We start from the raw sequence: 17,242 nt of genomic DNA on the forward strand, positions 1-17,242 counted from the left end.
TACGCGGCGACACCCCGGCCTTCCACGCCACCAGCGCTTCCAGCGACCGCGCCCCGGTCAACCCACACAGCTCGTCGCGGTCGACCTCGGCGACGAGCTCCACGATCCGCCCGTCGATCGCATTACGCTGACCCGCCAGCTCCGCCAACTCTGCGAACAACACCTCAAGCCGCTCCTTAGGAGCCAAAGAAGTTGCCGCCGAGGACATGACCCCATCATCACAGACACGTCCGACAAAAACCGGCCGCGTCGGCTAGGCGGAAACCTTCTCGGCGACAACCGTAGTTGCGAACCGGTCACGCGCGCGTCGCACCGCCCACCAGGTCACGAGTAGCGCCAACACAAGCATCGGGTAACCCATGGCGACCCGCGCCGCTGCCAACCATTCGACCGAACCGGCATCATAGAGCCGGCCTTGGACGACGTACCTCGCGGCGAAGACCGCCACGAACGTGAGCGTGGCGATATCGAACGCGTGCAACGTCTTTCGGTCGGTGTGCCATACCGCCCGTTCACCTGCGCTGGTGAGCGCATTCCAGATCACGCCCACTAGTGGCCGACGCACCACCACGGATGCCGCAAAGACCGTTGCCAACCCCACGCTCATCCAGATGCCCGGAAGGAAGTAGCCCTCTGCCGAGCCGGTGTACAACGCGATCAACGACGCGATCACGACCCCCAGCAGACCGGAGACAGCGGGCTGGATCGGCTGCCTGCGCCATCTGCGTAACACGACCAGGCCGATGCTGGCAGCGATCGCCACCACCACCGCCGCATCCAGCCCTGCGATCGCATTCGCGATGACAAAGGCCAGCGACGGCACGCCCGCGGCCGCGAGCCCCGACACCCCGCCCATGCGTTCGAGCAGTGTCGGGCCCTGTTCGGCATCGGTCATGCTGTCCGCCCCTCTTCAATTCCGAGATGCTCGGCGAGGAATCGGTCGACGGCGTGATACATGTCGATCACGTTGTCGGGGTTGAGGAACCCGTGCCCCTCGTCGTCTTTGACCATGTACTCGACGTCGACCCCGCGGGCCCGCAGCGCCTCGACGAGATTGTCCGATTCCGCCTGTACGACGCGGGAGTCGTTGGCGCCCTGGACGACCAGCAGCGGCGTGCGGATCTGGTCCACCCGGGTGATCGGTGAGCGGGCCAGCATATCCGCCTCCTGCTCGGGGTCGCCGGGGTCACCGACGAACAGGTGCCAGTTGTTGGCCAGATGCGGCCGGGCGGTCTCCGGAAGTGTCCGCATGAAGTTCGCCAGGCTGGAGATGCCCACGTAGTCGATCGCGGCGGCGAACACGTCCGGGGTGAACGTGACACCGACCAGGGCGGCGTATCCGCCATAGGATCCGCCGAAGATCGCGACCCTCTCGGGATCGGCGTACCCCTGGTCGACGGCCCAGTTCACGCCGTCGATCAGATCGTTGTGCATCTTGCCGGCGAACTCTCCGACCGCCGCTTTCACGAAACCCTGACCGTAACCGGTGGATCCGCGAAAGTTGACCTGCAGCACCGCGTACCCGCGGTTAGCCAGCAGTTGTACGTCGGGCTGATAGCCCCAGGTGTCGCGTGCCCACGGGCCGCCGTGTACCAGCAGCACCAGCGGCACCGGACCGGTAGCGCCCACCGGCAGCGTCAGGTACGAGTGCAGGCTCAGCCCATCGCGGGAGCGGACGGTGACCGGGGTCATGGTCGCCAGCGCCTCGGGATCCAGATGCGGCAGTGGGCGGAACAACTCCCGGCTCTCGCCGGTGCTGTGGTCGTAGAAGTAGGTGACACCGGGCTCCCGGTCGTGGGTGAAGCTGACCACCCAACGCTGTCCGGCGTCGTCGGACGAGATCTTGGCCAGGTCGCCGTCGGCCAGCTTCTCCAGGTTCTGCAACACCGCGGCGAAATGCGGGTCCAGCGCGCGAATATCCTGTCGCTCACCGAGATAGCGCACCGCAAGCAGCTCACCGGTCCGCCTGCTCAGTATCAAAGGTTGGGGCAGTACGGGGGCGAGACCGCCCATCGGATCGATGCTGAGGGTGGGGTGCTCGTCGACGTCGGTCTCCTCACCGGTGGCGACGTCCAGCCGCACCAGTGACGTCCGGTCCGGGTTTCGGTTCGAGCCGAGCCACAGGCCTTTTCCGTCGGGCGTGACCACCATCGGCCAGATGCTCAACGTGTAGTCGGCGCCGGGGTACACCGCGATGGAACGCAGGCTCTGCTGTTCCGGCTCCCACGTCGACATCTCGACGTCGCCGTCGGCGGTCAGGGAGTAGGCGAACAGCTCACCGGAGCGCCCGGCGAACCATCCGGCGACCTTCCCGGGGTTCTCGGCGAGCAGCGTCAATGCGCCGGAGGCGATGTCCAGTTCGTAGGCGTCCATCAATTCGGGCGTGCGCCTGTTCAGGGCGACCATCGCCTTGCCGGGTCGGTCGGCAAGCAACTCGAAATAGGTTCGGACCCCGGGATACGGCGTCAGATCAACAGCGGGAGTGGAGGGGTTGTCGAGGTCGACGCGGTAGATGTGCCAGTTCTCGTCGCCGCCGTTGTCCTGGGTGTACAGCAGCCACCGCGGATCGTCAGTCCACTCGTAGTTGATCACGCTGCGGGTTTCGTCGGCCGTGACGCACCGCGGTTCACCGACGGATTGGCCCCGGCTGTCAAGATCCTCCACCCATACGTTCAGACGGTTCTTCCACGGCGCCAGAAAGGCGATCCTGCTGCCGTCCGCCGAGATCGTCGCCGCGGTCCGGGTCGGCGGCTTGAAGAAGTCCTCGACGGGAATGTGCGCGTGTGTTGCCATGCCTCAAGGACACACCCGGACGCTGCGGCACAGTCAAGCTCGCCGCCTGTGGACAATGGTCCAGTGGCGTGGAGTACCCGTGAAGTCGCCGAGCTCGCAGGCACCAGCCTGCGGGCTGTGCGGCACTACCACCAGGTCGGTCTGCTCGCCGAGCCGGAGCGTCGCAGCAACGGCTACAAGCAGTACGGCGTCGCGCACCTCGTCCGGCTGGTACGGATCAAACGGCTCACCGACCTAGGGTTCTCGTTGACCCAGATCGCGGACATGGACGACTCCGACGAGCACCCAGAAGAAGCTCTGCGGTCCTTGGACGCCGAACTCGCAGCCACCATCGATCGGCTGCAGCGCGCGCGGGTGGAACTGGGACTGATCCTAAAGAGCGAGGCGCCCACAGAGCTGCCACCGGCGTTCATCGCACCGGATGCCATGGCCAAGATGTCCGCAGCCGACCGCTCGCTCGTTGTTGTCCTCACTCGCGTGCTGGGCCCGGAGGGGCTCCGGGTCTACGCCGACCTTCTGCGCGATGCCCCGGATGAACCCGTGGCGCTGGCGTTCGATGCGCTGCCGGCCGACGCCGATGACGCCACTCGGCAGGATGTCGCGGAGAGAATGATCCCCTACATCCAATCTCTGTACGCGGCGCACCCCGGCCTGCTGGATTCACTGACAGACGCGCCGAAGGGCAAGCGGTTCGCCGACGAAACCATCGCGGAAGCGATGTCGGAGCTGTACAACGATGCGCAACTCGACGTTCTTCGCCGCATCGGACAGATCATGCGCGCCAACGAGACCGGCGGGCAGTCAGCCTCCTAGGCGGGTCCAGTCCTACCAGCCGGCGTTGCGGGCCAGCTCGATGGCGTACTGGTTGACGAAGGTGCCGGCGCTCGCAGCGCCTCGGCACGACCCGTCGGATTCGCCGGGACGCTTGACCCACAGGAAGGCGTCGACCTGGGGGTTGCCGGTGGCGGTGGTGGGCCTGACGCCCAGCGCGCGGCCGCTGGGGTTACACCAGTACAGCTCGTCGTTCTCCACCGGTCCGGCGCCGTTGCGCGACGTGTCGATGACAAAGGGCTTGCCGCCCGTCATCCCCGAGATGGCTCCGCCGTAGCCGACGTTCTCCTCGGTGGTGAAGAAGTTGGCGGTGTTGAGGCTGAAGCCCCTCGCCTTGGCCACACCGACCTGGTTCAGCCGGCCTGCCATCACGTCGGCGGCCACCCACCGAGGGTGGCCGGCGTCGACGTACACCGCGGTTGCGGGGTTGCGGGTCAGCGTGTCGACGGCGTAGCCAATCAGGTCGAAGCGCTCCTGCTGCTGGGCAGGTGACAGACAGTCGGCCATCGCGAGCGCGTCAGGCTCGAGGATGATCGCCGCCGGTCCCCCGCCGATGGCGGCCGCGACGCCGTCGATCCAGCTTCGGTACGCACCGGCCGATCCGAATCCACCCGCGGCGTAACTGCCGCAGTCGCGGTTCGGGATCCCGTACAGCGCGAGGATCGGCATGGTGCCGGCAGCCTGCGCGTCCGCGATGTACTTCGCATCCACGGACGGCGTGGAGCGGTGGTCCATCCAGTAGGCCGTTGGCGTGTTGACGACGGCGGCCAGCAGCGGATCCGGATCGCTCGCCGCGGCGCGTGTGCCCTTCGAGTTCGGGTTGACGTAGAACGGCAGACCGACCAGTGGATTTGCGTCACTGACGAGCTGGACCGTCGGGGCGGGACCGGATTGCACCGGAGCAGGGGCCAGGCCGACGCCGGCGACGACCGCTACCGCGAGAACAGGCAAGATCCATCGTGTCACTGCACCAGCAGCTGAGGACATCACGTGACAAAACGTAGTGCCGCTCCACAACAAGCGCCAAACCGAGCCCTCGCTGCGTGCGCCGTCACTCGGTGTGCCGCTGGGCCCGCAGGCCGTCGCGGAGTTCGCCGAGGGCTTGTGCCAGGTCGACGCGGGGAGTCCAGCCCCAGCGGTGGGCGCGGTCGGCGACGATCTGGCCGGTCCACGCGGGCTCCTGCTCCCACACCGGCTCGAAGCCCAGCGCACCGGCGACGGCCTCGAAGTAGTCGCGCTGGGTCGCCGGACCGCCGGCGACATTGACCGCCGTGCAGCCACCCTCGAGGGGGCCACGCTCCGTGTCGTCAGACGTGGAGACCCCACCGTCCGCGAGCGCAGCCAGCAGGGCGGCGAGGTCGTCGACGTGCACCCACGCAAACGTCTTTCCGGGGACGGCCTTGCGGGCGGACGTCGGCTTCGCCATGTCGGCGGGGCGAAGCGAGTTCCAGACCGAGGTCGCACCGGGTCCGAGGATGGCCGGCGGGCGCACCAGGACGCGGGTGAGTCCGGCCACCGCGGCGAGGGCAGCGTCGGTGTCGCGCTTGGTGACGGGATAGTCGCCGGCGTCGTCGTCCACCAACGCCGCTGACTCGTCGACGTCACCGGCGCCCGGCGACCGGTCGTAAACGGCTGCGGTCGACGTGTGGATCAGGCGCTCGACGCCGGCCGCGGCGGCCGCCCGCGCGATGACCGGGGTTCCTTCGACGGCCACCCGATGCTGCGTCGGCCGGTCCGAGCCCATGGGATGCACGGTCGTGATGACCGCGCTCGCCCCGGCGACCACGTCTTCGGCGAACTCCTGTTCGCCGAAGCTGCCGACCCTTTCCTCCACTCCGTCGATGCGCGGCGCGCTTCCCGCACGACGCACCACAGCCCGCACTGTCGCTCCACGTCTGACGAGTTCGGCGCACGTGCGTGCTCCGACGAAACCGTTCGCTCCGGTGACGACTACTGGAGAGATCCGATCGGCGCTCATATGCCCACCATGCCAGCGCTGCCCGAGGCCTGCGCCGCGGCAGTAAGACACTCTGATGGTTTTGTCTAGTTCATGAGACGCATTCGCGATGCTGTTGCGAACTGCGCAGTTCCCCTGCTACACCTGATAGGCCGAAGTGATCCAGGACACACCTTCAGGAGGCGTGATGCGCTCACCGATCTTTGCGGCCGAAGGGCTGACCTGCAGATCCAAGGGTGAAGCGGGTTCCGGAAAGTTCATCGGCCGGGTCGGTGCCCTCGCGGTGTTCCTCGGGGTCGGCGCTGCGCTTGCCATGCCGACCGCGCACGCGGACACCGACGATTCGTCCTCGGGCTCGACTTCGTCCTCGTCCTCTAGTTCGTCCTCCAGTTCGTCCCCTAGTTCGTCGGAGTCGAGTTCGTCGGCGGACTCGGACGCATCGGACAAGTCCTCGGCACGGAAAACCCGAACCACCCGGACCAACGACGTGAGCACCGACACCGACACCAGCACCGAAACGGACGCCGGCAGCGAGTCCGACGACGACGCGGCGGCCGCAGACGCCGCTTCCGTCGACGACGGGGACGACGGGAACGGGGACGGGGACGGGGACGCCATCGAGGCGGTCGCCGAGGAGTTCGCCGCCGTCACCGTGGACGTCCCGGCTTCGGCCCCGGACCCGGAGGTGGAGGTGCCGGGCGGCGAGGCTGCGGTTCGGTCGGCCCCCGAAGAGCCCCAGGCCCCGCTCGCCCCGCCCGTCGACCTGGCGTTGGCGGCCACGACCAAACGCCACGCCGGTCCCGACGCAGCTGCCGCGTCCGCACAGCAGTACACCAGCGTGAGCGTCGACAACGCACTCAGCAACCAGGTCAGCCCGCTGGGCACACCTGAGCAGATCGCCCGCGAGCAGATCGCCATGCAGACCGCAAAGTCCCTTCCGGTCGCGTTCATGAAACTCATTCTGCGACTTGGCTTCCTGTCGGCGGCCAACAAACAGTTCGCCCTCGTGGGTGGCCCCGATGCGGCCAACCGGGAGGCGCTGACCCGGGCCATCGACGAGTACGCGCTTGCTGCGGCGTTCCAGCAACAGATCCTCAATCCCATGGATCCGGCCGTCGTCACCCAGGTCGCGCCGCCGCACAGTTGGTACGGACTCGATGTCGGCGGGTCACGACTGCTCTACGACAACCCGGACACCATCTACCGCTTCATGCCGGTCAACAAGACCTCGGAATATGTGATCACCGGCCGCCTGTACGACGGGATCCCCGCAGACATCACCTTCAGCGTGCTCGAGGGGACCGCCGGCACGACGTCGACCATCTTGTCGCTGAGTGACCTCGAGGTCGACGAGGACGGCACATTCGTGATCACCGTCAGCGGCGAGTCCGCCGCGCCGGGCCAGACCAACCACCTGCAGCTGACCTCCAGATCCACGTTGATCGCCGCGCGAGATACTCTCGGCGACTGGACGATCGAGGACCCGATGGGGCTGGCGGTGCACCGGGTGAGCGGTCCCCGCAACAGTTTGTTCGCTCAGCTCGGCGGGTTCGTCCTGCTGGGCGGGCTGGTCAACGACAGCCCGCTACTGACCTCGCTGGTGTCGGTGATCCCGCCGTTGGGCATCGCCGAGTCACGCCCCGTCCGGGGCATGCTCACCGCTCTGCTGCTGCTGGTCAGGGGAGCCAACGAGCAGGCCAAGTACATGGCGCTGGCGACGACCGACCCGGACACAGGTGAGCTTCGGGCCCCGAACGTGCTGACGCAGCCGGCCAGCAACGCCGAGTTCCTCGCCAACCAGCTGCAGAGCAACGGCTACTTCCAACTCGCCGACGACGAGGCGCTGGTGCTGACGATCGACCCGGGCAATGCCGGGTTCTTCACCGCTCCGGTCTACAACGACTGGACGATCACCGACGACTACTGGAATCAGCAGACAAGCCTGAACAACGACCAGGCGGTCGCCAACCTGGACGGGACCTACACGCTGGTGGTCTCGGTGGCCGATCCCGCTGTCGCCAACTGGATTTCGACCGGCGGCCTGAACCAGGGCATCATCTCGATGCGCTTCCAGGATCTGGACCCGGAATCAAGTGACACACCGGGGGTGCAGTCGGTGGTGGTCAAGCTCGAAGACCTCGACGAGCATCTGCCCGCGGGCACCGTCTACGTCACCGCCGCGGAGCGCGCAGCACAACTGGCAACCCGCAAGGCCGGCTTCGACAAGCGCTGGGCGCCATACCCGCAACTCTGACCGCTATTGGCTATCGTCACACGATGACGCTGGTGTCACCACATCGTTCCGCGTGGCACCGCCGCCAATCTCGAAGCGGTCCTGGCCGGCGCCGACGTACCCCACGATGTGGAGCAGTATCCGGATTTCGGGCCCAGTTTCCTGGGTTTCTTCGCCGAGCATCTCGCCGCACCGGGCCCGGCGTGAACTCCTAGCCCGATCGCGGTCGCACTCGTGCGCGGATCGGTCCGCCGGCGATCATGGTGAAGTGCAGAGCGAGTGGGAATTCGTCGTCGAGGGACTGTATCTCGGTGTTACGGATGATGGTCGCCAATGCAAGCGTGACCTCGAGCATGGCGAAATGATCCCCGATGCAAGAGCGTGGACCGCCGCCGAACGGAATGTACTGCCAGCGATCAAGCGCCTTGAACTTCTCCGGGGCGAACCGGTCGGGGTCGAATCGAAGTGGATCGTCCCAGAGAGCCGGATCCTGTTGGACGGCCATCCTCCCGATGACGAGCATGGTTCCCTTGGGCACGCGGTAGCCCGCCACCTCGACATCGCGACACGCCATACGAGTGCCGGTCGGTGCCGGCGGGCACAGCCGCAGGGATTCCCGGATCACCTGCACAGTAAATTCCAGCTGCGCGACGTCATCAGGCGTTAGAGGCCGATTTGGCAGGGCTGCAACCTCTTTCGCGACGCGCTGCTGATGATCAGGATGGCGGCCCAGCGACCACAGGGCATAGGTCAACGTCGTCGCGGTGGTGTCGTGGCCGGCGAACAGGAAGATGATCAGCTCATCGCAGATCTCCTGATCCGACAGCCGGGCGCCGGTTTCGGGATCCTGCGCCGCGATCAACGCACGGACAAGCGGAGCGACCCGGCTCGGGTCGGCACGGCAGTCGCGCAGAATGTCCTGGGTGAGTGCGTGCAGTCGGGCGCTGGCGGCCCGCGCGCGGCGCCGCGCCGGCGTCGGCAACCACCGGGGTGCGCGCACCGGACGTGTCGCGCGGCCGATCGCGTAGCTCAATGCCACCCGCAACGGTTCGGCGACATCGTCGGCACGCTGCTCGAGGTCCAGACCGAGAACAGACCGGCCGAGTGCCCGCAGCGTCAGGGTTCGGCACTCGCCGTCCAGATCGACCACACCGTCCGACGGCCACTTCTCACACAGGCCTTGAGCCGCTTGCGACATGTGACCGCCGAACTCGCCCACCCGCTGCTTGGTGAACGCCGGCTGCAGCGTGCGCCGCCTCGGCTTCCACGGCTCGAACGGAAGGTCTGCCAGATTGGCGCCGATGATGCGACGCATCTCCTCGAACACCGGTGTCGTCTTGTCGACGGAGGCGTCCTTCGTGGCCAGCACGTCCCGGATGCCGCGCGGCGATGTCACCAGCACCATCGGGGGCATCAGCCACCGCGGTCCCAGCGTGAACGCGGTCACGGTTCCACCGGCATCCCGCAGCCTCGCGGTTCCGGTGCTGAACTCCCTGACCGCGGCAAGCCGCTGCCGGAACGGCAGCGGGTTCACCGGTGGGAGGGGCAGCGGCTTGTGCTCACCCGCGTCGACCTCACTGTGAACCAAGTCGTCCTCCCTGGAGAGCGGCGCCGAACGCGAATGCAGTGAGCCTACCGAGCCATTCGGATTCCGCGCGACGCCCTCCTTGGCGCGCGTCGGCCCGCACCGGCAGCGCGCCGTTGCGCGTCGTCTTGCATAATCCACGTGTGCAGCGGGCGAGCCGTGAGCGCACCGGTGCGGAGAAGGGTTCCAGATGCCAACAGTGCGACCGTTGTGGCGGGTGCCGGGAATCGTCGTCCGCGAGCGGCTCCACCCGAGCGGGCGCGTGCGCATCCCCGAACCCATGGTGATGGACGACCCGGTCTCGGTCGACGAGTTCCACACCGGCGGCGCCTCGAACCCGGGGATGCGCGCCGTCTACGACCTGTGCGCGCGCTCGCTCGATGCGCTGCTCCCTCCGGGCGGCCGGCTGCTGGACCTGGGCGTCGGATCGGGCCGCGCATTGAGCGCGGTTCTGCGGCGCCGGCCCGACATCCACGCCACAGCAGTCGATCTTGCTCCCAACATGCTGGCCACCGCACGCAAGCTGTTCGACAGCGAAGGTCTGGCAGATCGGGTCGACCTCGTGCAGGCTGACATCACCGCGCTGCCGGAGAAGCTCTCCGCCGCACCGTGGGACGCCATCTCCTGCATGTGGACGCTGCATCAGCTGCCGGACTTCGACATCCTGCGCGGGGCCCTCGACCAGCTTGCGGCCGTGCGCCGCCGAAGTGGGGCCGCTGTGTGGATCTCGGACTTCCAGCGGCTGCGTGATCCGGCCGCCTGCCCCGACATGCTGGTGTGTGTGGATCCTGAGTCGCCGGATATCCTCCGTGAAGATGCAATCGCCAGTGAGGCAGCGGCATTCACCTTCGCCGAACTGTCGACCGAGTTGACCGCGGCCGGGCTGGTGGGGATGCACTCCGGCCACTCCACTCCGCTGCCCTACCTGCAGGCGTACTGGCTCTTCGGCGCAGAGGGCAAGCCTCATGCCGCGCCGGGGGTGCGCCGCGGCGAGCTGCGCGGGTCGGCCCGCCGCGAGGCCGCGCTGCTGCGCTGGGGATTCACCGCCAAGCCGTTCTGAGCCGGACCGCCGACGCAAGCACCACACCAGATCAGCTGGACCGCAGTCGGACTCGGTTCACGGCGCGCCTGCTCGGGACGGACGGTGGCGGTGCCTCGGTCAACCGCAGCACCAGGACCACAGCATCGCCGGGATCAGTCGCAGTCAAGCGCAGGAAGTCTCTCTGCAACTGCCCCAGCTCTTCCGCGAAGGGCGCCGACAGCTCCTTGAGGTCTGCGGCATCGCGCGCGTGCAGGAACACCGGCGACAGCGGCTGGACACTGAAGCCTGCGCGCTGAGCCAGGATCCAGACCGCCTCGACCGCCGACCCGCCCCGGGCGTAGTCACGCAGGCCCTCCCCCGAGACGGTGACGACCGCCAACGCGGAGCTGGCGAGCACCCGGTCGCGGGTGTCGTAGCCGAGCGCGCTGCCGGCGTTCCAGTCGGCGAGGTGAGCCATCACGTCGGGGCGGCGCAGCAACGCGATCAGCGCCGAGTCCGCCGCGTCGAGCTCCAGAGTGCGGATGTCCAGACCGGTGTCCGGGTCGGCATCCCCCGGGAACCTGAGTTCACCGAACATCTCTCGGTGCAGGTGCGGCGTCAGGTATCGGATACGGTCGGCCGCCGCGAAAATTCCTGCAGCATCGGATAATTCCGCGCGTCCGGTCAGCAGGCGCAGACCGGCGCCCTGCTCTTCGGCAACGGCGGGAAGCAACTTCGCAGTCGGTTCGTCGATGCCGCCAGGCCTTCCGTGGTGCCGGTTGGTCTCGCGCGCCAGCATCGGCTCGACGAGATCGGCGAGTGCGGCGTCGCGACCGTCTGCGAAAACCATGGTCGCCTGCAGCGGGGATCCGCCGACGTCCTCGGAGATGCTCACCGGACCGAGCATCCCGCGAGCGGCGGCGGCCACCCTGACGTTGAAGATGGCAGCACCGAGCGCGACCGCGCTGCCGCGGTAGCCGACATCCATGGTGGACTTGTGTTCTGTGGCAATACTTATGGTGACTTGCGCTGCGTCTGCCTCGATCCGCCACGGTTGACAGTTGCCGCCCGAGGGTGCGCGCATCGCGGCGACGACGATGCCGTCGTCGACCGACGATGCCGGGGTGTCGGCCCCGGCGCCTTCGGATGACAGCTGCGGGTGGGCAATCTCGGGTTCGTCGAGTTGATCGAGCGCCCCTCCGATGTCGATCCGACACCGACCCGAGTTGAGGGTCTCTCCCACGCCGATCCGGCGGACCGCCTCGGCCAGCGCCGCACCGCCGAGAACAACGTCGGAGGCGAGTTGCGGCCACGTCGACAGCGAGCGATCGACCTCGATCAGCGACGCCGCCGCACGCGGGGAGATCCTGTCGGCCTCCAGATGCCGCAGCATGTGCGGGATCTTCTCGCGGCTGCTCATTCCTGGAAGCAGACTGACGTCCAACGCTCCCAGCAGTCCGTGCAGGATCGGCCGTTCGGGCTCCTGGTCGAACCGCTCGACGTCGACGATTCCGCGGTCACTGGTCGCCATCAACACCGGGATACGGCGACCTCGTGCACCGATCCGCAAGACCGCCTTCATGTCGAGGGAGTCGCACTCCTCGATCACGATGTCGAGACCCTCCAGGAACGCGTCGATGGTCTGTGCGGTGAGCCCGGTGTCGAAGACGTCGACCACCATATAGGGGTCGATCTCGGCGATTCTTCGTGCGGCCACATGGGCTTTGTTCAGCCCGATGTCGAACACCGTCGCGGGGACCCGGTTCAGGTTGGACAACTCGAGATGGTCGAAGTCGGCCAGGCGGAGTCGACCACCCAGACCCTGCATCGTCAGTGTGTGTGCGATCGCATGACCGACACTGAGACCGGCGACGCCGATGGTCAGTGATCCCAACCGGCCCTGTTCCTCGGTGGTGATGTTGTTGCGGTTGCGATCGAGTCGTGTTGCCCGAAACCCGCGGGGCCCGAGTACCGCGACAACGGTGCGCCGCCACGGGTAGTACGCCCAGCGACCCGGTTCGGCCAGCACCCGCTGGTCGGGCGCGGGGCGAAGTGCACGCAGGCTGGCCAGTTGCTCAGCGCGGCGGTCGAGGAATTGCACCCCGGGGTCGTCACGTAACCGGTCCAACACCGCCTGATCTCCGGAATCGCCGGGGTCCAGGATCTGTGCTGCAAAAGCAGTCGCGCTGCGCTCGGCCACGGAGCAACCCTATTGCAACTCGGCTGCGGCCACGCCGTTCGCGCCGCGACTATTCGGATTACGACTCGACAACCCGTCCGCCGTCGACCAGCCACGCCCTGTCCAGTCGGACGTTCTCGAGCATTCGGCGGTCGTGCGTGACCAACAGCAACGCCCCGTCGTAGGTCTCGAGCGCCTGCTCGAGCTGTTCGATGGCGGCGAGGTCGAGGTGGTTGGTCGGCTCATCGAGAACCAGCACGTTGATCCCGCGTGCCTGAAGCAACGCCAGGCCGGCGCGGGTTCGTTCACCGGGTGAGAGTTCGTCGACCTCGCGTTCCACGTGGTCCGACCGCAGCCCGAACTTCGCGAGCAGGGTCCGAACATCGGCAGTCGACCACGACGGCACGCGCTGCTCGAAGCGGTCGACGAGGCGTCCGGCGCCGGTGAAATCGGCACGCGCCTGGTCGATCTCGCCGATTGCGACGTTGGCGCCGAGGCTCGCCCGGCCGGCGTCGGGCCGACGGCGACCGAGGAGTAGCCGCAGCAGTGTCGATTTCCCTGCCCCGTTGGGGCCGGTGATGCCGATCCGCTGGCCGGCGTCGACCTGCAACGACACCGGCCCCAGAACGAAGTCGCCCTGCCGCACTACGGCGTTGTCGAGGGTCGCGACTACCGAACTCGATCGTGCCGCGGCGCCGATGGTGAACTCGAGCGTCCATTCCTTGCGGGGTTCGGCAACTTCGGTCATGCGGGCGATCCGGCTCTCCATCTGACGCACTTTCTGCGCCTGCTTCTCGCTGGACTCGGTGGCCGCACGTCGCCGGTTCTTGTCGTTGTCGGGAGCTTTGCGCATCGCGTTGCGGACACCCTGGCTGGACCATTCGCGCTGAGTACGCGCCCGAGCCACGAGGTCCGCCTTCTTCTCGGCGAACTCCTCGTACTGTTCACGTCGATGGCGGCGGCCGACCTCGCGCTCTTCGAGGTAGCTTTCGTACCCGCCGCCGAACACGGTGGTGGTGTTCTGCGCCAGGTCCAGTTCCAGGACACGGGTGACGGTGCGGGCCAGGAACTCCCGGTCATGACTCACCAGCACCACACCTCCTCGGAGCTCGCGGACGAACTGCTCCAGCCGCGCGAGCCCATCGAGATCGAGATCGTTGGTCGGCTCGTCGAGCAGGACCACGTCGAATCGTGACAGCACCAGAGCCGCGAGCCCCACCCGCGCCGCCTGCCCACCCGACAGCGCAGTCATCAGCGTCACCTCAGGGCGCACGGCGTCGGAGTCAAGGCCCAGGTCGGCCAGCACAGCCGGCAGCCTCTCGTCGAGGTCCGCGGCGCCCGAGGCGAGCCAGTGATCCAGTGCAGCGGAGTACGCGGTGGCCGGATCGACCTCCCCGACGCTGTCGTCCGGACCGGCCAGCGCCGCGGCCGCCGCCTCCATGGCGCGGGTGGCGTCGGCGCAGCCGGTGCGCCGGGCGATGTAGGCGGCGACCGTCTCGCCCGGCACCCGCTCATGCTCCTGCGGAAGCCACCCGACAAATGCATCAGCCGGCGCGATACTGACCACACCGTCGAGGGGGTCGAGGTCCCCGGCCAGGATCCGCAACAGCGTGCTCTTGCCGGCACCGTTGGCCCCGACGACGCCGATCACGTCACCGGGCGCCACGGTCACATCCAGGCCCTCGAAGAGAGTGCGGTGGGCGAATCCGCCTGCCACGTGCTTCGCGACCAGCGTTGCGGTCATCGGTCCATCGTCGCACCGTCGCCGACGGGCGCATCGGCGTGCGGTGCCGCCCCGCCGTCGCGTTAGTGTGCTCTGGTCGGCTTGACGGACAAGCCGATAGAAAAGTTGAGCACAGTCATGACCGCAGCAGCAGACGCACCAGCGCTCGAAGCGCGGGTCGGCCACTACTACCAGATGGACGACACGTACCTCGTCGGACGCGAAAAGGTACGCGAGTACGCCCGCGCGGTGCAGGACTACCACCCCGCGCACTGGGACGTCGCCGCAGCCGCGGACCTGGGCTATTCAGGCCTGGTGGCGCCGTTGACGTTCACCTCGGCACCCGGCATGTCGTGCAATCGCCGCATGTTCGAATCGGTCGTCGTCGGTTACGACACCTACCTGCAGACCGAAGAGGTCTTCGAGCAACACCGCCCGATCGTCGCCGGAGACGACCTGCACGTCGACGTCGAGCTGACGTCGGTACGCAGGATCGCCGGCAGAGACATGATCACGGTGACCAACACCTTCACCGACACCGCCGGCGAGCGGGTGCACACTCTGCACACCACCGTCGTCGGCGTCACCGCCGAGGACCTCGATCCCCAGATCAAGACCGCTGTGCAGAACGCGATGATGCACGACGTGGACTTCTCCGGGATCGGCACCCTCGAGACCGACTACCACAAGACGGTGCGGCCCGAGGGCGAGGTCCGGATCGCCGAGGGGGGCACCACCCGCGCGCCGGGAACGCCGTCGTTCGATGACGTGAAGGTCGGCGACGAGCTGCCGGTGCACCACACCCGACTGTCCCGCGGCGATCTGGTGAACTACGCCGGCGTGGCCGGCGACGCCAACCCGATCCACTGGGACGAGGACATCGCCAAGTTGGCCGGACTGCCCGATGTCATCGCACACGGAATGCTGACGATGGGTCTGGGCGCCGGATTCGTCTCCGCGTGGTCGGGAGATCCCGGCGCGGTCACCCGCTACGCGGTGCGGCTGTCGGCACCGGCGATCGTGTCAGCCACCGAGGGCACCGACATCGAGTTCAGCGGACGGATCAAGTCGCTGGACTCGGCAACACGTTCCGGCGTCGTCATCGTCGCCGCGAAGTCCGGGAGCCGCAAGATCTTCGGCCTGGCGACGGCGAACATCCGCTTCTCGTAGTGCGTCGTGTCGTCGTGATCGACGGCGCACGCTTCAGCGCTCCGCGCAGCGGGTAGAGAATTGTCGTGATGTACATCACGACAGTCAGGCCTTTCGATGACCGTCGGGCCGCGACGCTCTGGGGGTTGCTCGATGTCCACTGACCACGGTGCTCAAGAAGATCTCGAACGCCATCACCGGGACGCGCACGGCGACGACGAGGTCGACGAGCGATCGGCGGGCGAACGCGCGGCCGCCGAGAGCGCGTCGACGTTCCGTCGGCGCTGGATCGGTTTCGGTGGCGGCCTGCTGCTGGCCGTGCTGGTCTACCTGGTGTTGCCCGGCGATCTGGCGCACCCGGCCAAGGTCACCGCCGCCATCGCGGTGCTCATGGGCGCGTGGTGGATGACCGAAGCGATCCCGATCCCGGCGACCGCGTTGCTGCCGCTGGTGGTCTTCCCGATCCTGGTCGACGACGTTGGTGTCTCCGACGTGGGCGCCTACTACGGCAGTGACATCATTTTCCTGTTCATGGGAGGGTTCCTGATCGCCCTGGCCATGCAGCGGTGGAATCTGCACCGGCGCATCGCGCTACTGACCGTTCGGGCCATGGGCACCAGCGCGACCCGGGTGATCGCCGGTTTCATGCTCGCCACCGCGTTCTTGAGCATGTGGGTCTCCAACACCGCGACCGCCGTCATGATGGTGCCGATCGGCGTCTCGGTCCTGATGCTGGCCGGCACAGTCTCGGTGCCGCGCGGCGAGGAAACAGTCGGAGAAGAAGGTGTCGACGAGGACGAGGTCAAGGAGCAGGTGAAGCAGTCCAACTTCGGCACGGCGCTGATGTTGGGCATCGCGTACGCAGCCTCGGTCGGCTCACTCGCGACGATCATCGGCACACCGCCGAACACACTTCTGGTGGGTTACCTGGAAGACGAGCAGAACATCGACATCAGCTTCGGCCAGTGGATGCTGCTCGGGCTCCCGCTCGCCTCGATCCTGTTGGTGATTACCTGGGTCTTGCTGGCCAAGCTCATCTTCAAACCCGAGATCGATGAACTCCCCGGGGGCAAGGAGCTTTTCACCACAGAGTTGGCCAAGCTCGGACGCCCGTCAAGCGGCGAGCGGCGCGTCGCGGTGATCTTCGCGTTGGCGGCGATCAGCTGGATATCGTTTCCGCTGATCTGGGAGGATCCCCCCATTTCCGACGCGGGCATCGCGATCGCCGCCGGAGTGCTGCTGTTCATTCTGCCGGCCGGGGCGAACCTCGGTGTGCGGCTGTTGGACTGGGCTACTGCGGTGCAGCTGCCCTGGGGTGTTCTCCTGCTGTTCGGCGGCGGTTTGGCACTGTCCTCACAGTTCAGCTCTTCGGGGCTGACCGAGTGGATCGGCATCCAGGCGCAGAGCCTGCAAGGGCTGTCGATCCTGCTTCTGGTGGGGATCATCACGGCGGCGGTGATCTTTTTGACCGAGCTGACCAGCAACACCGCGACCGCAGCGACATTCCTGCCGGTGATCGGCGGGGTTGCGGTGGGAATCGGTGCAGATCCGCTGCTGCTGACGATTCCTGTCGCGCTCGCGGCCACGTCGGCGTTCATGCTGCCGGTCGCCACCCCGCCCAACGCGATCGTCTTCGGCACCGGCTACGTCAACATCGGCAGCATGGTCAAGGGCGGCATCTGGCTGAACCTGATCGCGATCCTGCTGATCAGCGTCGCCACCACGACGCTGGCGGTGTGGGTGTTCAACATCGCGACCTGAGCAGGCCGGC

General features: G+C 67.3%; 13 protein-coding genes and 1 pseudogene. 5 read left to right on the forward strand and 9 right to left on the reverse strand.

What is annotated here, in order from left to right; all coding sequences use genetic code 11:
• From BEMPMBAN_RS30920 to BEMPMBAN_RS30930, 3 genes and pseudogenes are all read right to left on the reverse strand, one after another.
• Positions 1 to 208 (reverse strand): annotated as a pseudogene (locus BEMPMBAN_RS30920) (DUF222 domain-containing protein); the annotation flags it as partial.
• Between the two features lie 45 nt (positions 209 to 253).
• Positions 254 to 895 carry a DUF3159 domain-containing protein gene (locus BEMPMBAN_RS30925; protein WP_159235290.1) on the reverse strand — a complete coding sequence of 214 codons (642 nt, stop codon included), beginning with the start codon at positions 893 to 895 and terminating at the stop codon, positions 254 to 256.
• Positions 892 to 2,793, reverse strand: coding sequence for a S9 family peptidase (locus tag BEMPMBAN_RS30930; protein ID WP_159235291.1), 1,902 nt, complete (start codon positions 2,791 to 2,793; stop codon positions 892 to 894). Before BEMPMBAN_RS30930 ends, BEMPMBAN_RS30925 begins: the two co-directional genes overlap by 4 nt.
• Positions 2,794 to 2,856: 63 nt before the next feature.
• On the opposite strand from BEMPMBAN_RS30930, the gene BEMPMBAN_RS30935 reads away from it, so the two are divergent.
• Entirely contained in the window at positions 2,857 to 3,606 is a 750-nt protein-coding gene (locus tag BEMPMBAN_RS30935; protein WP_159235292.1) for a helix-turn-helix domain-containing protein, read from the forward strand.
• A 12-nt stretch (positions 3,607 to 3,618) separates the two neighbouring features.
• Here BEMPMBAN_RS30935 and BEMPMBAN_RS30940 read toward each other — a convergent pair whose 3' ends face one another.
• The 3 genes from BEMPMBAN_RS30940 to BEMPMBAN_RS32865 all read right to left on the reverse strand — a co-directional run bounded on the left by BEMPMBAN_RS30940 (position 3,619) and on the right by BEMPMBAN_RS32865 (position 6,082).
• Positions 3,619 to 4,611 (reverse strand): glycoside hydrolase family 6 protein, encoded by a 993-nt coding sequence (locus BEMPMBAN_RS30940; RefSeq protein WP_159235293.1) that lies wholly within the window; start codon positions 4,609 to 4,611, stop codon positions 3,619 to 3,621.
• Between the two features lie 64 nt (positions 4,612 to 4,675).
• Entirely contained in the window at positions 4,676 to 5,602 is a 927-nt protein-coding gene (locus BEMPMBAN_RS30945) for an NAD-dependent epimerase/dehydratase family protein (RefSeq protein ID WP_159235294.1), read from the reverse strand.
• 117 nt (positions 5,603 to 5,719) lie between these two features.
• Positions 5,720 to 6,082 (reverse strand): hypothetical protein, encoded by a 363-nt coding sequence (locus BEMPMBAN_RS32865; RefSeq protein WP_234897788.1) that lies wholly within the window; start codon positions 6,080 to 6,082, stop codon positions 5,720 to 5,722.
• Here BEMPMBAN_RS32865 and BEMPMBAN_RS30950 point away from each other — a divergent pair.
• Positions 6,069 to 7,835, forward strand: a complete 1,767-nt coding sequence (locus tag BEMPMBAN_RS30950; RefSeq protein ID WP_234897789.1) for a hypothetical protein — start codon at positions 6,069 to 6,071, stop codon at positions 7,833 to 7,835. The genes BEMPMBAN_RS32865 and BEMPMBAN_RS30950 overlap by 14 nt on opposite strands.
• A gap of 190 nt (positions 7,836 to 8,025) precedes the next feature.
• On the opposite strand, the gene BEMPMBAN_RS30955 is transcribed toward BEMPMBAN_RS30950, so the two are convergent.
• Complete coding sequence (locus BEMPMBAN_RS30955; protein ID WP_200846181.1) at positions 8,026 to 9,402, reverse strand: cytochrome P450; 1,377 nt, start codon at positions 9,400 to 9,402, stop codon at positions 8,026 to 8,028.
• Between the two features lie 187 nt (positions 9,403 to 9,589).
• Here BEMPMBAN_RS30955 and BEMPMBAN_RS30960 point away from each other — a divergent pair, with 187 nt between their 5' ends.
• Positions 9,590 to 10,459, forward strand: a complete 870-nt coding sequence (locus BEMPMBAN_RS30960; RefSeq protein WP_234897790.1) for a class I SAM-dependent methyltransferase — start codon at positions 9,590 to 9,592, stop codon at positions 10,457 to 10,459.
• 31 nt (positions 10,460 to 10,490) lie between these two features.
• Here BEMPMBAN_RS30960 and BEMPMBAN_RS30965 read toward each other — a convergent pair whose 3' ends face one another.
• Positions 10,491 to 12,620 (reverse strand): Rv1355c family protein, encoded by a 2,130-nt coding sequence (locus BEMPMBAN_RS30965; protein ID WP_159235295.1) that lies wholly within the window; start codon positions 12,618 to 12,620, stop codon positions 10,491 to 10,493.
• 58 nt (positions 12,621 to 12,678) lie between these two features.
• On the reverse strand, positions 12,679 to 14,343 hold the full coding sequence (locus BEMPMBAN_RS30970; RefSeq protein ID WP_159235296.1) for an ABC-F family ATP-binding cassette domain-containing protein: 1,665 nt from the start codon (positions 14,341 to 14,343) through the stop codon (positions 12,679 to 12,681).
• Between the two features lie 117 nt (positions 14,344 to 14,460).
• On the opposite strand from BEMPMBAN_RS30970, the gene BEMPMBAN_RS30975 reads away from it, so the two are divergent.
• Entirely contained in the window at positions 14,461 to 15,492 is a 1,032-nt protein-coding gene (locus BEMPMBAN_RS30975; RefSeq protein ID WP_159235297.1) for a fused (3R)-hydroxyacyl-ACP dehydratase subunits HadA/HadB, read from the forward strand.
• A 132-nt stretch (positions 15,493 to 15,624) separates the two neighbouring features.
• Positions 15,625 to 17,232, forward strand: coding sequence for an SLC13 family permease (locus BEMPMBAN_RS30980; protein ID WP_159235298.1), 1,608 nt, complete (start codon positions 15,625 to 15,627; stop codon positions 17,230 to 17,232).
• Positions 17,233 to 17,242: the final 10 nt, after the last annotated feature.

Source organism: Mycolicibacterium austroafricanum, assembly GCF_902705885.1.
GTDB classification, from domain to species: Bacteria; Actinomycetota; Actinomycetes; order Mycobacteriales; family Mycobacteriaceae; genus Mycobacterium; species Mycobacterium vanbaalenii_A.